This window comes from Oligoflexus sp. (genome assembly GCF_035638955.1).
GTDB lineage: Bacteria > Bdellovibrionota_B > Oligoflexia > Oligoflexales > Oligoflexaceae > Oligoflexus.
Genome location: NZ_DASQYZ010000013.1, coordinates 139,774 through 155,722, shown reverse-complemented (window position 1 = coordinate 155,722; position 15,949 = coordinate 139,774). Strand labels below are relative to the sequence as shown.

The 15,949-nt window shown below is 52.6% G+C and carries 15 protein-coding genes; 5 read left to right on the top strand and 10 right to left on the bottom strand.

What is annotated here, in order from left to right; all coding sequences use genetic code 11:
- Positions 1 to 34: 34 nt before the first annotated feature.
- Positions 35 to 676: a hypothetical protein gene (locus tag VE954_RS01425; protein WP_324948886.1), complete on the top strand. Its 642-nt coding sequence runs from the start codon at positions 35 to 37 to the stop codon at positions 674 to 676.
- On the top strand, positions 642 to 1,925 hold the full coding sequence (locus VE954_RS01420; RefSeq protein WP_324948884.1) for a phospholipid carrier-dependent glycosyltransferase: 1,284 nt from the start codon (positions 642 to 644) through the stop codon (positions 1,923 to 1,925). The genes VE954_RS01425 and VE954_RS01420 overlap by 35 nt, the downstream gene beginning before the upstream one ends.
- Here the strand turns inward: VE954_RS01420 and VE954_RS01415 are convergent, their stop codons facing one another.
- On the bottom strand, positions 1,926 to 2,387 hold the full coding sequence (locus VE954_RS01415) for a hypothetical protein (RefSeq protein WP_324948882.1): 462 nt from the start codon (positions 2,385 to 2,387) through the stop codon (positions 1,926 to 1,928).
- 353 nt (positions 2,388 to 2,740) lie between these two features.
- On the opposite strand from VE954_RS01415, the gene VE954_RS01410 reads away from it, so the two are divergent.
- Positions 2,741 to 4,102 (top strand): glycoside hydrolase family 5 protein, encoded by a 1,362-nt coding sequence (locus tag VE954_RS01410; RefSeq protein ID WP_324948880.1) that lies wholly within the window; start codon positions 2,741 to 2,743, stop codon positions 4,100 to 4,102.
- Positions 4,103 to 4,137: 35 nt separating this feature from the next.
- On the opposite strand, the gene VE954_RS01405 is transcribed toward VE954_RS01410, so the two are convergent.
- The 4 genes from VE954_RS01405 to VE954_RS01390 all read right to left on the bottom strand — a co-directional run bounded on the left by VE954_RS01405 (position 4,138) and on the right by VE954_RS01390 (position 8,559).
- Positions 4,138 to 5,601 carry an aminoacyl-histidine dipeptidase gene (locus VE954_RS01405; RefSeq protein WP_324948878.1) on the bottom strand — a complete coding sequence of 488 codons (1,464 nt, stop codon included), beginning with the start codon at positions 5,599 to 5,601 and terminating at the stop codon, positions 4,138 to 4,140.
- Between the two features lie 545 nt (positions 5,602 to 6,146).
- Complete coding sequence (locus VE954_RS01400; protein WP_324948876.1) at positions 6,147 to 6,671, bottom strand: hypothetical protein; 525 nt, start codon at positions 6,669 to 6,671, stop codon at positions 6,147 to 6,149.
- Between the two features lie 48 nt (positions 6,672 to 6,719).
- On the bottom strand, positions 6,720 to 8,063 hold the full coding sequence (locus tag VE954_RS01395) for a hypothetical protein (protein WP_324948874.1): 1,344 nt from the start codon (positions 8,061 to 8,063) through the stop codon (positions 6,720 to 6,722).
- Positions 8,064 to 8,346: 283 nt separating this feature from the next.
- Positions 8,347 to 8,559 carry a hypothetical protein gene (locus tag VE954_RS01390; RefSeq protein ID WP_324948872.1) on the bottom strand — a complete coding sequence of 71 codons (213 nt, stop codon included), beginning with the start codon at positions 8,557 to 8,559 and terminating at the stop codon, positions 8,347 to 8,349.
- Positions 8,560 to 8,689: 130 nt separating this feature from the next.
- On the opposite strand from VE954_RS01390, the gene VE954_RS01385 reads away from it, so the two are divergent.
- Complete coding sequence (locus VE954_RS01385; RefSeq protein ID WP_324948870.1) at positions 8,690 to 8,986, top strand: hypothetical protein; 297 nt, start codon at positions 8,690 to 8,692, stop codon at positions 8,984 to 8,986.
- Positions 8,987 to 9,212: 226 nt separating this feature from the next.
- Here VE954_RS01385 and VE954_RS01380 read toward each other — a convergent pair whose 3' ends face one another.
- From VE954_RS01380 to VE954_RS01370, 3 genes are read right to left on the bottom strand one after another with little or no spacing between them, the layout of a single operon-like run.
- Complete coding sequence (locus VE954_RS01380) at positions 9,213 to 9,917, bottom strand: hypothetical protein (RefSeq protein WP_324948868.1); 705 nt, start codon at positions 9,915 to 9,917, stop codon at positions 9,213 to 9,215.
- 17 nt (positions 9,918 to 9,934) lie between these two features.
- The gene (locus VE954_RS01375) at positions 9,935 to 10,606 is read right to left on the bottom strand and encodes a TrkA family potassium uptake protein (protein WP_324948866.1); all 672 of its coding nucleotides are present in this window, start codon (positions 10,604 to 10,606) and stop codon (positions 9,935 to 9,937) included.
- Positions 10,607 to 10,634: 28 nt separating this feature from the next.
- Positions 10,635 to 12,653, bottom strand: a complete 2,019-nt coding sequence (locus VE954_RS01370) for a TrkH family potassium uptake protein (RefSeq protein ID WP_324948864.1) — start codon at positions 12,651 to 12,653, stop codon at positions 10,635 to 10,637.
- 112 nt (positions 12,654 to 12,765) lie between these two features.
- On the opposite strand from VE954_RS01370, the gene VE954_RS01365 reads away from it, so the two are divergent.
- Positions 12,766 to 14,268 (top strand): pyridoxal-dependent decarboxylase, encoded by a 1,503-nt coding sequence (locus VE954_RS01365; protein WP_324948862.1) that lies wholly within the window; start codon positions 12,766 to 12,768, stop codon positions 14,266 to 14,268.
- 37 nt (positions 14,269 to 14,305) lie between these two features.
- On the opposite strand, the gene leuB is transcribed toward VE954_RS01365, so the two are convergent.
- On the bottom strand, positions 14,306 to 15,370 hold the full coding sequence (gene leuB / locus VE954_RS01360; RefSeq protein ID WP_324948860.1) for a 3-isopropylmalate dehydrogenase: 1,065 nt from the start codon (positions 15,368 to 15,370) through the stop codon (positions 14,306 to 14,308).
- Positions 15,367 to 15,942, bottom strand: a complete 576-nt coding sequence (gene leuD, locus VE954_RS01355; RefSeq protein ID WP_324948858.1) for a 3-isopropylmalate dehydratase small subunit — start codon at positions 15,940 to 15,942, stop codon at positions 15,367 to 15,369. Before leuD ends, leuB begins: the two co-directional genes overlap by 4 nt.
- Between the last annotated feature and the right edge of the window lie 7 nt (positions 15,943 to 15,949).

The following is a 15,949-nucleotide window of genomic DNA, read 5'->3' as shown; positions in this document are numbered from 1 at the left end:
TCCATGCTTACGTTAACCTTGGCGGGAGATCACCATGAAAATTCTTTTCGGGCTCGTGATGTTCGCGTGGACCGTGACCCTGACCGCAGTGGAAAATAAAGTAACCGTCGTCACCGACCCTGCGGACAGCTGGCCGACCAACACCCAGACCATTATGGAAAAGGCAGCGCGTCTGGTCTTTGATCGCATCAATGATCACGATGTGGCCCAGTGTGTCTATCGTCATGCTTTCCGCGAAAATGTCGAAAAAGTGCGTCGGCAGTGGAGCTCGCAAATCACCGTGTTGAATAAAAATCCAGAAGTCACACTCCGGGTCTTGAAGAAAAAGCTCGACCGATCCATTCTGGGTCTGGCGCAACTCAACAAGGCCCAGGTGGAACCGGAATTTTTTCGCATTCATCAGCTCGAAATTATTCTGAACGAAACCAATCTGAATCAGTTTGCCGAGAAATATCCGGCTGCGGCAGGCGACCAGGAACTGGGCATCTGGGTCAACACCATAGCCCATGAGCTGGCGCATAATTTTGGTTACAAACATGGGCGCAGCGGTGTGTGGGTCCAGGATTATCCCGGCTATTTTCCCACCGAACTTGGATTTTGCGTGATGACGAATGGTAAATATGGCAGCGATTTGGGGGACTATGAACTTCGCAGAAAATTCAAGGACGCACGTTAGAATCGGCATTCTCGCTCTCTCTGCCATGATCCTGGTCCTGGGCCTGGCCCTGCGATGGATGAATCTGGATCAAATCGCCGAACCCATTTTTGACGAAGTGCATTACGTGCCGGCGGCTAAGGTCCTGGTGGGTTTGAAAGATCACCCTGGGATGGGCCTATGGGCCTCGCATCCACTTTTAGGGAAAGCACCCGCACCGAATTTTGAGCATCCGCTGCTGGGCAAATTTCTAATCGGCCTGGGCATGAAAGCTTTCGGCCCTGATGCCTGGGGATGGCGGTTTTTTCCCGCAGTGTTTGGCAGTCTCAGTCTTGTCCTCATGGGCCTCTTGGCCTGGCGATTTTTTCAAAATTCAGTACTGGCTGTTTTAGCTCTATGTTTACTGAGTTTTGATAGCATGCATCTCTTGCATTCAAGGATGGCCATGCTGGATATTTTTCTGGTCACGGCCTTAATTGGTTTATTGCTCAGCAGCTATCGCCTGATCCAAAACCCGGAGCTATGGCGCTGGCGCATCGCGTGCGCAGTTTGGATTGCGGCAGGCCTGTCCAGCAAGTGGGTGTTTGCCTTTGCCATACTAGGCTTTTGCTGGTGTGTCCTTGCCCTCGGCCGCGGCCACTGGATGAAGCGAGGTCAGACCTTGGTCATGGTGGGGCTCATGGCTCTCGGCCTTTATCATCTCTGGTTTTTCTACTATGCAGCGCACGGATTTTCCTATGGGGAGTGGCTCGGTTTTCAGTGGGTGGCCAATTCTGTGACAACCGGAAAACTCACGCAGCATCCTTATGGGGCCACCGCTTTCTCCATGCTGCTGAACAGCCGGAATATCTGGTATTACTTCAAACAGGTCCCGGATCAGGGAACCATGGGTCTGGTGGGTTTGATCAATCCATGGCTGATTTTTTCAGTCCTGCCTGCGCTTTCTGTGCTCATCGTTCATTATCGCCGGCATAGGCAGTTGAAGGATGCGTTTATCCTGGGCTGGTTTGCCTGCTGCTATCTACCCTTCCATCTCGTGCTGATGCAAAGACAGGGTTTTCTGTATTATATGCTGCTGGTGCTGCCGATCATAATTCTGGCCGTGTGCCGCATGCTGGAGATCGCGGCGCAGAAGATCCGGCTGGAAACGGTGGCTTGCCTTTATGCTCTGCCATTTCTCGCGCTCACGGGCTTTTTTCTGCCCGTGGTTCTCGCCTGGCCCATGTCGCAGGATTACTATCTTTGGATTATTCGTTGGACGGGAGTCTGACTATTTATAATTGTTATCCATCCAGGCCTGGACCGCCGCCTTAAGGTTGGCAGGCTTGGTGCTGTTTTTAACGAACCGCTCCGCCCAGCCGTTGGGTCCCACCCACGTGCGATTCAAAACCATATCCGTTGGCAACAGCCCAGGGCTGGCTCCATTCTTCGGCGCGGGGACACCATAATCACCCTGAGCTTCATCCTTATGATGACAGGAGCTGCACAAAAGCCCATCGTCACGGCCTGCTTTTTGGCTGGTGATAACTTCCGCCAGTGATTTCCCATCAATATTGGGGTTGGGAGCGAGCCCTAGCCTGATGGAAGAGATAGGTTCATTCCAACCCACCAGGACCTTTTTCTTGACGGCATTGCCGCTCTCCATCTGTTTCATGACTTTGGTGGCTGCCGGTTCCTCATTCGCGCATCCAATGAGGAGGTTCAGTAAAATAAGCCCTAACAATCGCAACAAGGGATCGTCCTCCAAAAAAACTGAAATAGTCTCGGTGTGAGTATAAAAACTTGAGTATCCGATTATGGATTTTTTTTAGATCAAAACTAAAAATTGTTGGTTTGCAGTAAGCAAAATTGAGGCCAACGCGTAAGGTGGCCAAACTTCAGCAGACCGGCTGTGGAAAGCGCGTATTATCACGCAGCACCTTGTAAATTCTGAGCGATCTCACAAGCCTTGGGGCAGGCGACCATCGATATCCAAATCAATCACAGAAAAAATCCTTTGCTACATTAAGAACGTTGAGCCCCGACCTGGGGGCTGACATCCGAAGCTGAGCTGAGTTTTTCTGTTGCCTGATTGCGGAGTCATCGATGAAAGTCCTTAAGTTATTACCCATCCTCGCTTTTTCCAGCGTCTTAATTGTGAGCTGCCGCGTCGATCGTCCGGCTATTGAGGGCCAACCTTCGCAGGTTTCAGACGTGGCCATCGGTAACCTGGATAAACCCAGCTGGACCGCATTCGATCTTAAGCTCGAACGCTTGCAACCTAACTCTGAAATCATTCAACGCACTTATAAGAAATCGGGCGATCAACCGGTGACAGACGCCACCGTGCAAGTCAACTACGGTGTCTATAAGATTCTGCTTACCTATCACGATAGCCAAGGCAAGGTTCTGCATGAATCCTGTCCCGATGAGAAGGCCAAGGAGCATGACATCAAAATCCCCCGGTATGCCGTTGAAATCAAGATCTGCAACGTTGACGATTCAGACCCTGTTGGGGTGGTGAAACCGGACGAAGCGGATGTTTCGATCAAGCCGGTGGTGGTGCCGCCAGCAGCCGCGGGCTCGTTTGTCGAGCAGCATGGGCTTCTGACCGTCGCCAACGGCCGTATTGTGGACAAGAATAAGCAGCCCATTCAATTGAAAGGCATGAGCCTTTTCTGGAGCCAATGGTCGAGCGCGTTTTGGAACAAGGACGTCGTGGCCACTTTAAAAACCGACTGGAAATCAACTGTCATTCGCGCGGCTATGGCCGTTGAAGAAGGTGGGTATTTATCTCAGCCCGCGGCCGAAAAAGAACGTGTGAAAACCATTGTCGAAGCAGCGATCAGCCAGGGCATCTATGTAATCATCGACTGGCACGATCACAATGCCACGCAGCATACCGCGCAGGCGGTGGAATTTTTTAGCGAGATGGCTCGCCTTTACGGCAATAATCCTCATGTTATCTTTGAAGTCTTCAACGAACCGACCAGTGTCAGCTGGGAGGACGTGAAAGCCTATTCCGAAACCGTCATTCAAGCCATTCGGGCCAAAAACGCCAAAAACCTTGTGATCGTTGGCAGCCCCACCTGGTCCCAGCGCGTGGACCTGGCTGCGGATAATCCCGTTCGTGATAGCAACGTGGCTTATACCCTGCATTTTTATGCGGGCACCCACCGCCAGGATTTGCGCGATAAGGCCACCTATGCCTTGAACAAAGGCCTGGCTCTCTTTGTGACCGAGTTTGGCGTCTGTGATGCCTCGGGTAACGGCAACATCGATCTTGAAGAAACCAATCGTTGGATGGAATTCATGAACAAACACAAGATCAGTTGGGCCAACTGGTCTTTGAATGACAAAGAGGAAAGTGCGTCAGCCCTAAAAAAAGGAGCCAATCCACGTGGCGGCTGGTCTGAGAATGACCTGACCACGTCGGGTGCTTATATCAGGAAGAAAATTCTGGAATAAGGACGAGGGCAGGCCGACCTGCCCCTGACCTTGCCTCAGGATGCGACCGACAGCCGGTCCAACATGCGCAAAAGATACCGATAGAAGTGATCCACACTAGCGATTTCCACACTTTCGTCCGGGGAATGGGCGTTTGCGATGGTCGGCCCAAAGGAAACCATGTCAATCCCCGGAATTTTTTCACCAATAATCCCACATTCCAAACCCGCATGAATCGCTTTCACCGCAGGATCGCGTTGATAGAGATCCTTGAACGTGGCCTGGGCGAGCTTCAGAACCGGTGAATCGAGATTCGGTTTCCAGCCGGGATAACCCGTACCGACATCGACCTTGGCCCCGCCAAGTTGCAGACAGGCGGCCGCACTGTAGGCGATATCGGCCATCTCTGACGTCACCGAACTCCGCTGGCTGCTGGAGATCACCACTTCATTCTTGGAGCTCCGCACCACGCCCAGGTTGCTGGAGGTCTGCACGAGGCCTTTAATATCCGCACTCATTTTCGTCACGCCATGAGGAATAGCCGCGACGGTGGCGAGGATCTTATTTTGCAAAGCGCGCGCCCAGACTTTACCCCGTCGCGTTTTAACGGTGGCCAACGAAACTTTGACTCCGGGATCCGAGGCCTGAAGTTCCGCTTGAATGACCTCCTGAAACCGTTCGACCAGCTGGACGGATTCCTCCCACTGCACCTGCGGCAGGTAAAGAGTGATCTCAGCTTCACGCGGTATGGCATTGCGTTTATTACCGCCGTTGAAGGCTGAGACCCGGGCTCCACGCGCGGTGAGGAGCACAGCCGCACGGGCCGCGATTTTAATGGCGTTGCCCCGCTGCTTGTCGATATCAAGTCCAGAATGCCCACCACGCAATCCTTTGACGCTGATACGTACGATCAGACTGCGCGCCGGTGCTTTGTCCCAGGCCAGCTTCCAGCTGCCGTTGGTATCACGGCCACCGGAGCAACCGACGTACAGAGCGCCCTCTTCCTCGCTGTCCAGATTCAAGAGAATACGCGATGAAATCAGATTCGGGTCCAGGAGCTTGGCTCCCGTCAGGCCGGTCTCTTCATCAATCGTTAAAAGAAACTCCAAAGGTCCATGCTGAACCGTCTCATCCTCCATCAAAGCCAGACTTGTCGCTACGGCAATCCCGTTGTCAGCGCCCAGCGTGGTGCCTGCGGCCTTGATATGAGCACCGTCTCTCTGCAGACGGATGGGGTCTTTATTAAAGTCGTGAGCCGTCTCCGCATTCTTTTCACAAACCATATCGAGGTGACCCTGGAGACAAATGGAAGGCGCGCCTTCCCGCCCCGGAGTCGCTGGTTTCCGAATGAGGAGATTGCCTACTGCGTCCCGATCCACGCTGCAGCCCGTGCGTTGAGCGGTTTCAATGACATAACGGGCAACAGCCGCCTCGCTTTTGGATGGACGAGGGATGGAGGATATAGCGGCGAAGTGCTTCCAGAGTAGTGCGGGTTCCAGACCCGAGACTGCTTCAGACATGATGGCAAAGCTCCTTTGTGCAGGCGGCGATGATTCGCCTGAGGACGAGTATTCGATCCCTACACTAAGGGACGGAACAGGAAGATATCAAGAAATTTAACAGACTTGGCCCAACCTACCACCTGGGAGCAATCCTGCAAACAGGCAGTGGATAGCTGGTTAGCGAATTTTTGTGACTTTTCAAACGCAATAAAAGCGCGTTACCATCGTCTTGTGAAATACCCGAATGGTCGGGCTTACAAGAAAGGTTGTTATGGAAAAGAAAAAATCCCGCAAAACCAGCAAATGGGCCCAGGACCTCCTGTCCCGCCTGGCCGCTGGTGCCCTGTTCAGCTCTCTCATGAGCTGAACCCCCCTTTTTTCCTCGTTCCGTCCTCAAAGCAGTGAAATCCCACGATAATTTCAAACACACCCGGAAATTTGACTGATTAAGCTGATGCGACAGCTCCATTTCCCGTCCCCGAAAGGGAATAGGAAGGGAAGCTCAAAATCCTTCCATCGGACTTTGAACCCCCTCCCTGGAATGGAGTCAGAAGCGGAACAGATTAACGAGTTTGCGAATTAGGGTTACAGCTGTTGAATGTTACACCGGTTGCTTCTTCGATTTGAATGCTTGGATCAGCAGTTACGCGCTCATCAATGGCTGGACCGCAGAGGTCAGTCAGTTTCTGAACGGCCTGGAGGCCAGCGCAATCAAGTTCGATATCAACAGCTGGAACAGTCAGTTTATATTGCTCAAGCACAGTACAAGCGGCAGTGGCGGGACCTACTTCCACGTCTTCAGCTTGGAAAGGTACAGCGTAGCCTTTCAGGCTGAAAGATGCGCCGATTTGTTTCGTGTTCTGCACTTCAACGCTTGGAGCTTCAGCTGCTGGGCGCCATTCGGTCGAAACTTGCTTACAGGTTACGACGGCTTTGAATGGTTTCAGCTGCTCGTTAGCCGACAGCTCCGTACATTTGTTTTTCAGGCCTTCCAGAGTCATTTGAGACTGGCTGCCGCCTTGAGCAGCAAAACCTGAAGCAGAAGCCACGAGACCGAACGCGAGGACAGACATGGAGAATGTTTTCATCGAAGTAATCCTTATGCAAAGATGGTGTTATATTAAACAGCTGGACGGTCAGGGTTTGAACATCCCTGCCTTATCCAGAAGTTTTCGGATATCGGCATTGTGCTTTTTCATTTCCGGATTGAGCTGGTCTTTGTTGTCTTTGCCTTGGGGCAGGAAGACCATATCAGGGTGGAAGTTCAAGCTCCCATTGATCCACTCGCCGGCAATAATTTTCAATTTGCCGTCGGCCGTGGGGGTGGCGTCGTAATAAAGGCGATATTCATAAGTGGGCGCCGCCAGATCATTGGCCAGACTTGTGGGTGAATTATCCACATCAGCGCGTTGACGTGTCATCCAAGGATAAGCTTTCACCAAAAGGGCCTGGGGCTTGCTTGGATCTTTCATAATGTTCACAGCGACGCGGAAGACCGGTTTGGACCAAATTTCTGGACCTGGATCCTCGTCGATGATGATCGGCTTTTTATTCTTACCGATATACTCTTCCATCAAACGATGGAACGCTTCGGGACGCAAATCCTGGATCAAACCGTCTGTGGCGGCCAGACCCTGGTAACGGCGACCATAAACTTTGGGTTTATAGCCCTCATAATACTTGATAGTCAGCGCTTTCAAATCACTCGGTGTGAAGGTGACGCCGTCGACAGTCACGTCCTTTTTCGGTTCCAGCGTCATGACCGAAGCCATGGCCCAGGCATCACAGAGACCTTCCCATTCCGCAGCCGCGACATCAAAATTATCCAGTTCCCACTCGACAATCTTGCTTTTCTTGTCCTGAGCGTTCAGCCAGGTATCAAGTTTACGCAGCGGAGCGCTTTCGGCTTCGTACATGCTCTTATTGCGTTTGGGATACCAGTAAGCGGCCCATGGCGTTCCTGATTCCTGGGCGTTAAAGGTCACCGTTTTGGTTTTATCGTTGGCGATTTCCGACACAACCGCAGGATCGATGGTGAGTTCACCCAGCGCATCAAAAACTTCACGTACGGCGGCGAGTTCATCTTTTTGATAGGTCACGGCATTCAGGGTGTCCGTGTCAGCGGGTTTGGCATCCAGCATCTGACGAAGCGATTGGTAGCGGCTTTGAATGGCCGTGACATCGCTATTGCCTTTTTCATAGGAACTCTGAATCTCCATCAACTCATTGAGATCCAGCTGGGCCCTGTACAAGGCAACCGTATCACCGCTGTCAATCAGCGTTTTGATTTCTTCCTGTTTTGCATCGATTCGAGTTTGGAGTTCACTACATAGGGCTTGTAAATCAGCCTGGCAGCCGGGGTTCTCAACGAGGTTACCTTGAGAGTCCACATAACGATACTCGGTTTTGTTTTCTTTTTCCTGGCAAGCTACGGGAATCAGCAAAGGCAGAATAAGCGCTAACTTCTGACAACAATGCATGGTGTATCCTATCTACATAACGTTTTCGTGAGCTTGATGAGCTCTGTGTTCTGACAGGACCCCTTTTGCAGAAGTCGTTCCAAAATGAGGAAGCCGTGAGAACAGGCTCTGGAAGAATTTTTTTCGATGAAAACGATGGAGTGTCTGTAGCGGGGATAGTACAGCGGTGATTGCTTTTCCATCCATGCAATCCACGCCGCATGGGGATTTCCATGAAAGGCGAACGTGAATAAACACTGTCGCCAAATTTTTTTTAACGCTCGTAACTAAGTCCTGTTTTGATTTACGACGCGACATGAGCGAGAAGTGCCGCCAGTTGCGGGCTTTCCGGGTTAATAAACTGTGCGACCGGCGTCGCGGAATCAAGCGCCGGCTCCTGCAGATCGATGCCGGTTGTATGCTGAACCGCAAACCACACGCCTTCCATGCCTTGCCAGCTTTTGCGTTCGCGTGTGGATCGAATCACGCCCGGTGGAGTCAAAGGATGCTGGAACATACGTGCTCGCAAGAAGGCGTGCAGATGCTTACATCCGGCGCGAGGCCCAACTTGTAAAAACATCGGTTCGATGACCAGCTTGAAAAAGACTTCCAGGTTTCCATTCATCCCGTACATAAATGGGATCGTCATGAATCACGTTACGTGTATGGAAATCGTGATAACTGTGCAGGAGACGATGAAGACCTTGGGCTCCATGCAGATCGGCTACCCATATTTTACTATGCTGTGGCTCAGCAACCACAACCCCATGATGATAAGGCCTGTGATGGCCTGTCGCTGTTTGCAAAAACATCACTGCATTCTATTTCTCCATACGAAGAATGAGTCGCTGACCGCTCGATCATGCGTTCAACATCGTCTGGCAAGCCGACGTTTGCATGGCATCGGCGCGAGTGATGCCAATGCCTGCAGAGAACTCGAGTGAAAGGGAATCACCCAAGTATTCTCCGAGACAAAGAATGGTTGGCCGTTGGAGACAGAGTTCCTTCATAAGGAAAGATACAAAGGATGATTCACAGGACGGAAGAATTGAGCGCCAAAGAACCACGGCATTTCAGTGATCCACGATCGTTTCACGAGCTTCGAAAAGATCAATATCGCAGCCGGAGTCCTAGGGCCATGCTGTGGCGAGCCCGCCCACGGTCTGTCGGCTAGGTATCCTGCTCGCTGAAGTGACGTTCAACGGGAGTCATGACCTTGAGCGGTCGATGTTCATCCAAACATCGATTCAGGATATCCAGGGAGCGTTGCACGTTGGGGTCAAGACCCGCGACGGAACAGCGGCGCAGGCGATTCCCCTGTTTCCAGTCGATGAGGCATTGACAGATTTCGCGCAAGGGCACCAGCAGGTATCGTTTGATTTGGCTGTGCACGTAAGCAAGACCGACAAAACCCATCAAGGATAAAAGCGTAACTGACCACGCTCCGCCAATGACGGTCAGCCGGAAGGCTTTTTGAGTTTGGGTCCAGTGACTATCATAAGCTTTGGCCAGGTTCATTATAATGAGTTCAGCCTGTTTCCGAACGGCCACGTCCTGATGTAGGGTCCGACTATCCAATTTGGAAAGCGTCAGGAACAGGGTGACCGGATGATGGGCTTCGTGAAGCAGCTGCCCCGTTTCCGTGAGACCCTTGCTCCACTGCAGATTCCATACGGTGAAATCAGCCTCAGAACTCTGCAAACTTGTCATCAGCGTATTCATGCTCCGACGCAACCCAAGGTCGACCTCAACCGGGACGCGCTGTTTGTCCTGGACCATTCTCTCCAACAGATAGATGGTAAAAAAGCTGAGGATGACCTGGATGACCAGGAGAGTCACCATGCCTCGGTGAAAGCGCCGTTCAAAAGCAAACATACGTCGTTCCTTTGTCCTTAATCCCGTCCTCTGCATTCCGCCAGGAGACGCGATACGCTGCCCATTGTCGACACGACAACCAGAATATCGTCACGATGCAAAACCTCCTCAGGCTGCGCCAGCTTCACTTGACCGTTCTGAGCCGAACGGATGGCCACCACCGTCATTTCATAACGTCGGCGCAGGTTCAGTTCGAGTAGCGATTTGCTGGCGAAGGCACCCGGCGTTTTAAACTCGGTCACAACCAAATCCGATCCCAGCGACATTTCCTCCAGGATGGCTTCGTCAATCACGCGGTTGGCAAAACGTTCTCCGAAGGCCCATTCAGGGTTGATGACCTCATCCGCTCCGACAAGGCTCAGGATCCTGGCATGCAGCTCATCATTGGCGCGTGCAATCACGCGTCGCGCCCCCATTTGCTTCAGAAGTGCCGTACATATGATCGCGGCCTCCTTGGACTGGTCGCCTGTGGCACAGATACAGACATCGCGTGAGGCTGGATTCAGCTGCCGTAGCGTATCTTCATCGGTCGCATCACAGCAGAGGACCTGAGCTGCATAGGTCGACGCGGCCTGAACCTTCTTTTGATCCATATCGATGGCAATGACTTCGGCATTTTTTTTCGCCAGGGTTTTAATCAGACCCATTCCGAACTGCCCGAGTCCGATGACCATGATTTGTTTTTTCATAGGAACTCCCACTTTCCATTGGATAAGACTAGCTGACCACAACATCCTCACTGGGCAAGGTCCAGCGCGGGCGTATGGGTTGCTCCAACATAAAGATAAAGATCGACAGGGCACCGACCCTACCGAAAAACATGCATGCCATGATTACTATTTTTCCAAATGAATCCAGCTGAGGCGTGATGCCTAGGGACAGGCCCGTCGTTGCCAGTGCCGATATCACTTCAAACAGAAGAGGTTCGCTGGCCAGAGGCTGCGACAGGATCAATAACAGAAACGCCAGCGTCGCCACCCCCATGGCCAGGAGTGTGACGGTAAACGCCCGATAAACCGTCGTGTGTTTCAGATGACGCCCAAACATGGTGACTTCCAGCCGACCGCGAATAATGTTGGCGGCCGTAAAAATCAGGACCATAAACGTTGTGGTCTTAATACCACCGGCTGTCCCTCCTGGGCTCCCTCCGACGAACATAAGCAGCATTATGACGTAAATTGAAGGTTTGCTGAGAGTGCTCATGTCAGTCGCATTAAATCCCGCCGTTCGGGTGCTGACTGAGAGAAACCAACTATTATGGAATTTGTCGATGACCGAGAGGTCTTTAAGGCTGGCACTCCATTCCGTTCCTAAAAGGATAACCGTTCCACCCAAAAGCAGAGCCACCGTCGCGATCAAAACCAGCCTATACTGGATAGGAATAGGGCCTTCCCGACCCAGGCGCGGCATGGCCATAACGAATGCAGGTGAAAGTCCACCGATGATGATCAGGGCGGCCACGGTGTGCAAAACCAGCGGATGGTTTTGCCAGGGAATCAGATTGGCACTTTCCAAGGCAAACCCGGCGTTACAAAAAGCGGCGATTGCGGTGAAGACGCCCTTCCAGAGGGAGACGGTCCAAGGCTGACCCGCCTTGGCAAAGGCCATGGTTAAGACAAACGCGCCCACCATTTCGACCAGAAGAGTGAATAACAAAATGCGACCCAAAGTATGCCGCACTTCGGTTTTAAGCTTTTTTTGCCCAATGACGCCAACCAGTGCAGCTTCCTGCGTCACACTCATTCTCTGTCCCATCAGGAACAAAGCCAGCGAAGAGAGAGTCATGATCCCGAGGCCACCTATCTGAATCAGAATGAGAATAATCACCTGATCGATGCGACTGAAATCCTTGACCGTATCCAAAACCGTGAGTCCCGTCACGCACACTGCGCTCACAGCCGTAAAAGCAGCATCAATCAAGGCAATTCCGCCACCTTCCGCACCGCGGAACGGAAAGGCTAGAGCCAGAGTCCCTATCGCGCAAAACCCTATGAAAAAGGTGATGACAACGCCATCCGGATGAAAAAAAAGTCCTTCTACGAGCCTCGTGAATCGTCGCCGGACCCCATGACGAAAACGAAAGGTGGGAGCGCAGGCCAGGAGCCCCAGGAGGGTCATGCGACTCGCGGCCACCAAATAGTCTTCCGACATGAAGAGCGGCACAATCCCGATACAGACAGCTCCGGCCGCCAACCACAGAGTTTCTTTCTTCACAATTTTGCCGGTAAAGAAGCGATCAATTATGGAAAACAGCAAACAGAGCCACGTGGAAAAAACCAGCCACGTTTGAGCTGTCGTATCGTCAGTGACCCGAAAAAGCTGCACGAGCATCCAGTTCAATGCCGTCATGAGGAGGACGCTCTTGATTATATCATGACGAAAAATGTCCGGTCGGCAACGTTCCCGGGTGACCACACCAGATAGCAGATAGGCACTCAGCATCAAAAGGCAGAGCACGAAATAAGCACGCGCGGGCATCATAAAGAGATAGAACAATGACACCACTGTAGCGGACACAAGTCCCGCGCCCATGAGCCATTGAGCTTTACGCCCGTCCACAAAGAATAGAAAACTGATCAGGCTCAGTCCAAGACTGACCAAAAGTCCTGGTTCCATGTGCCATTGATGGCCCTGGTCCAACTGTTGGTGACCGGCGCTGAGAACAATGGCAAAGCTGGTCCCAAGGGTCAGGAAGTAGCCCAGCTTCAACGGATTCAGATAAAGGAACTTCAACATAACGCCCGTCCAGAAATTTCGAAGACCTGCCAGGGATTTTAGCATAGGATGTCGGCAGAGTTACCCAGAATATCAGACGCGGGCAACCTCGGTCAGGAAGGATGATGAAGACATGAAGCAAAATATAGACCACGGCACGCCCTCGTATCGTTTGAACCCCAGAGAATTGGAGCAGGACATCAGCCGGATGCTGGCTGTGATCGGCGATCACCTGGGCCACCTCAAGGACCAACCGGTAAAACCTGATCTTAAGCCCGGAGCCGTGGCCGCAGGATTTCCCAAAGAGGCCCCTCAGACAGCCACGAATGTCGAGAGTTTACTGTCCATTATTCAACAGAACATCCTGCCCGCGATCACGCACTGGCAGCATCCTCGCTTTTTTGCCTACTATCCCGCGACGACCTCCATTCCTGCTATTCTAAGTGAGCTTTTAATCGCAGCCCTGGGTTCGGTCGGTCTGCAATGGAGTGCGAATCCCGCTGCGACCGAGCTGGAATGCGTGGTCATGGATTGGGTCATGCGCATGCTGCATGCTCCGGACGACTCGCCCTTTCTGCATCAGTCTCGTCAGGGTGGGGGTCTTATCCAAAACACGGCAGGAGAAGCCATGGCCGTGGTCATGGTCGCAGCCCGAGTGCATAAACATTTGCAAGAGGATGCGGGCGTTCACGCGCTCGAAGACATCTACTGGCAGGATTCCTCGTCGCTCGTTGTTTATATGTCCGACCAAACTCACTTTTCAGGTCCCAAGGCAGTCCGTGTCGCTGGCATGCGTTTGCACAAGATTAGCGCCAAACGCCTCTCGCACGGTAATTATGGGATCACAGCGGACCAGGTGCGCGAGGCCATGAATGAAGATCGAGCGCAGGGTTTAACGCCTTGCTGTGTTCTGCTCAATTATGGTTCGACCAATACCAGCGGCTATGATGAACTCGAATCCTTCCGAGGATTCCATGAGCAGGAGCAGATATGGGTGCATGTGGATGCCGCCTATGCCGGAGCCTCTTTGATCTTGCCGGAGTATCGTGAACGCGCGCGATGCATCCAGGACCTTGCGACCTCATTTAATTTCAATGGCTCGAAGTGGTTGCTCTGCGGATTCGATTCGGCCTTTTTATTTATTCGCGATCGGCAGCTCCTCAAAGCCGTCTATGCCGCAGGCGGCGAGTACCTGGCGCAAACCAGCGAGGAAGAGATTTATAACCCTGAGTTTAAAGACTGGTCCATTCCACTCGGTCGACGGTTCCGCGCGCTCCGTATTTGGATGGTGCTGTCTTATTATGGAGTGGAAGGTCTCCAGCAATACCTTCGGCAATCGATTCAACAGGCCACGTGGGTACGCGATAAGATCGATCGCTCCGGAATTTTCAAACAGGTGGTACGTACCGAATGGGGACTCGTTTGTTTTCAGCTGGCTACCGAGGATACGGCAAAAAACGAGAGATTCCTGGAGCGCTTGAATCAACTCAGTGAGGATGGCAAAAAATTTTTGGTCTATCCATCCCAACTCGAGGGACAGCGTTTTGTTCGCCTCGCTCTCGGGAGTGTGCACACGCTGTCCGAGGATTTGGAATTATTTTGGCAAACCTGTTTGCAGGCTGCGCGTGAGGCTTGAAAAAAGGTGGAACCGAAGTTCCACCTTTCTCCCTGCACTATTCCGCGCCCAAGGCGGAACACACGCGAGTGGTGAGTTCCCGCGTATGACTGGGATGAGTTCGTTCCAGATCGGGGGTCAGAGGTCCGGTGGCCAGGACTTTCTCGACAGCCCTTTCCACGGCATCAGCAATCTCCGGTTGATGCAGAGAAAGCCGCAGCATCATCGCCACACTCAAAATGGTTCCGATCGGGTTGGCAATGCCGCGACCGGCAATATCCGGAGCGGAGCCATGAATGGGCTCATAGAGGCCTCGATGCCGATCACCGATCGAAGCGGAAGGCAGAAGACCCAGCGAACCGGCGAGTGTGCTCGTTTGATCCGACAGGATATCACCGAACATATTTTCGGTGAGCAGCACATCAAATTGCGCCGGCTTTTGCGTTAAATACATGGCCGCCGCATCCACCAGAATATGGGTCAGCTGCACATCAGGGAATTCCCGCTCCATGACCTCGGTCACGACCTGGCGCCATAGGCGCGAGGTTTCCATCACATTGGCTTTATCAATGGAACACAGCTTTTTTCGCCGCTTTTGCGCCAGGCGTCCGGCGACCCGTGTGATGCGTTCGATTTCCTCGCGCTGATAGCTGCAGACGTCAAAAGCCGAGTCGGGCGTCCGACCTTTTTCACCAAAATAAATGCCGCCGGTCAGCTCCCGTACCATGAGCAGGTCCACACCCTCAAGGATCTCCGGTCGGTAGGGTGTAAACGGCGCCAGGGAAGGACGCGTCACCACGGGCCGCAGGTTGGCATAAACGCCCATCTCTTTGCGCAGCTGGAGCAGGCCCGCTTCAGGCCGCAGATGTCCTGGATTTTTTTCCCACTTCGGTCCGCCTACCGCACCTAACAGGACGGCATGCGCCTGCTTACAGGCCTCCAGGGTCTCGGGAAATATAGGTTCGCCGCAAAGATCCAAGGCGGCGCCACCGATCCAGCCATGTTCCAAACGAAGATCAATGGAGCCTAAAAGAGCCGCCCGCTGCAGCACCAGGATCGCGCTTTCCAGTACCTCGGGCCCGATCCCATCACCGGGCAATATAACGATATGCGCATCGGTCACAGGGCTCTCCTTTCAAAACTGCCTATAGCCTCGTCCATTCCCACCAGATAACCCAGTTGATCCACGCCCTTCAAAAGGCAGAGCCGCGCAAACGAATCGATGGAAAAAGTTTGAATTTCACCCGAAGCCAGCTTGACTTCCTGTTTTTCGAGGTCGATGAAAAGCGCTCCGACCTCCTGAGCCCGAATGCGCTCATAAAAAGGTGCGTCCACTTCAATCGGCAAAAGACCATTTTTCAGCGCATTGCTTTTGAAGATATCACCGATGGACGGACTGATGATCACGCGAAAACCATAACCTTGCAAAGCCCACACTGCGTGCTCCCGCGAGGAACCGCAGCCAAAATTCCGACCGGCGACTAAAATTTCATAGTCCTGGCCGGCCTTTTGATTCAGGACCTGATCCGGTTTAGGCTGGCCATTGGCCTCATAGCGCCAATCATAAAAGAGGGCTTCCCCCAAACCTTCGCGGTGGGTTTGCTTGAGAAAGCGAGCGGGAATAATCTGATCGGTGTCGATATTTTCCATCGGCAGCGTGATAAATGCAGAACAGAGTTTATGGAAGGCTTGCATGCAAAAC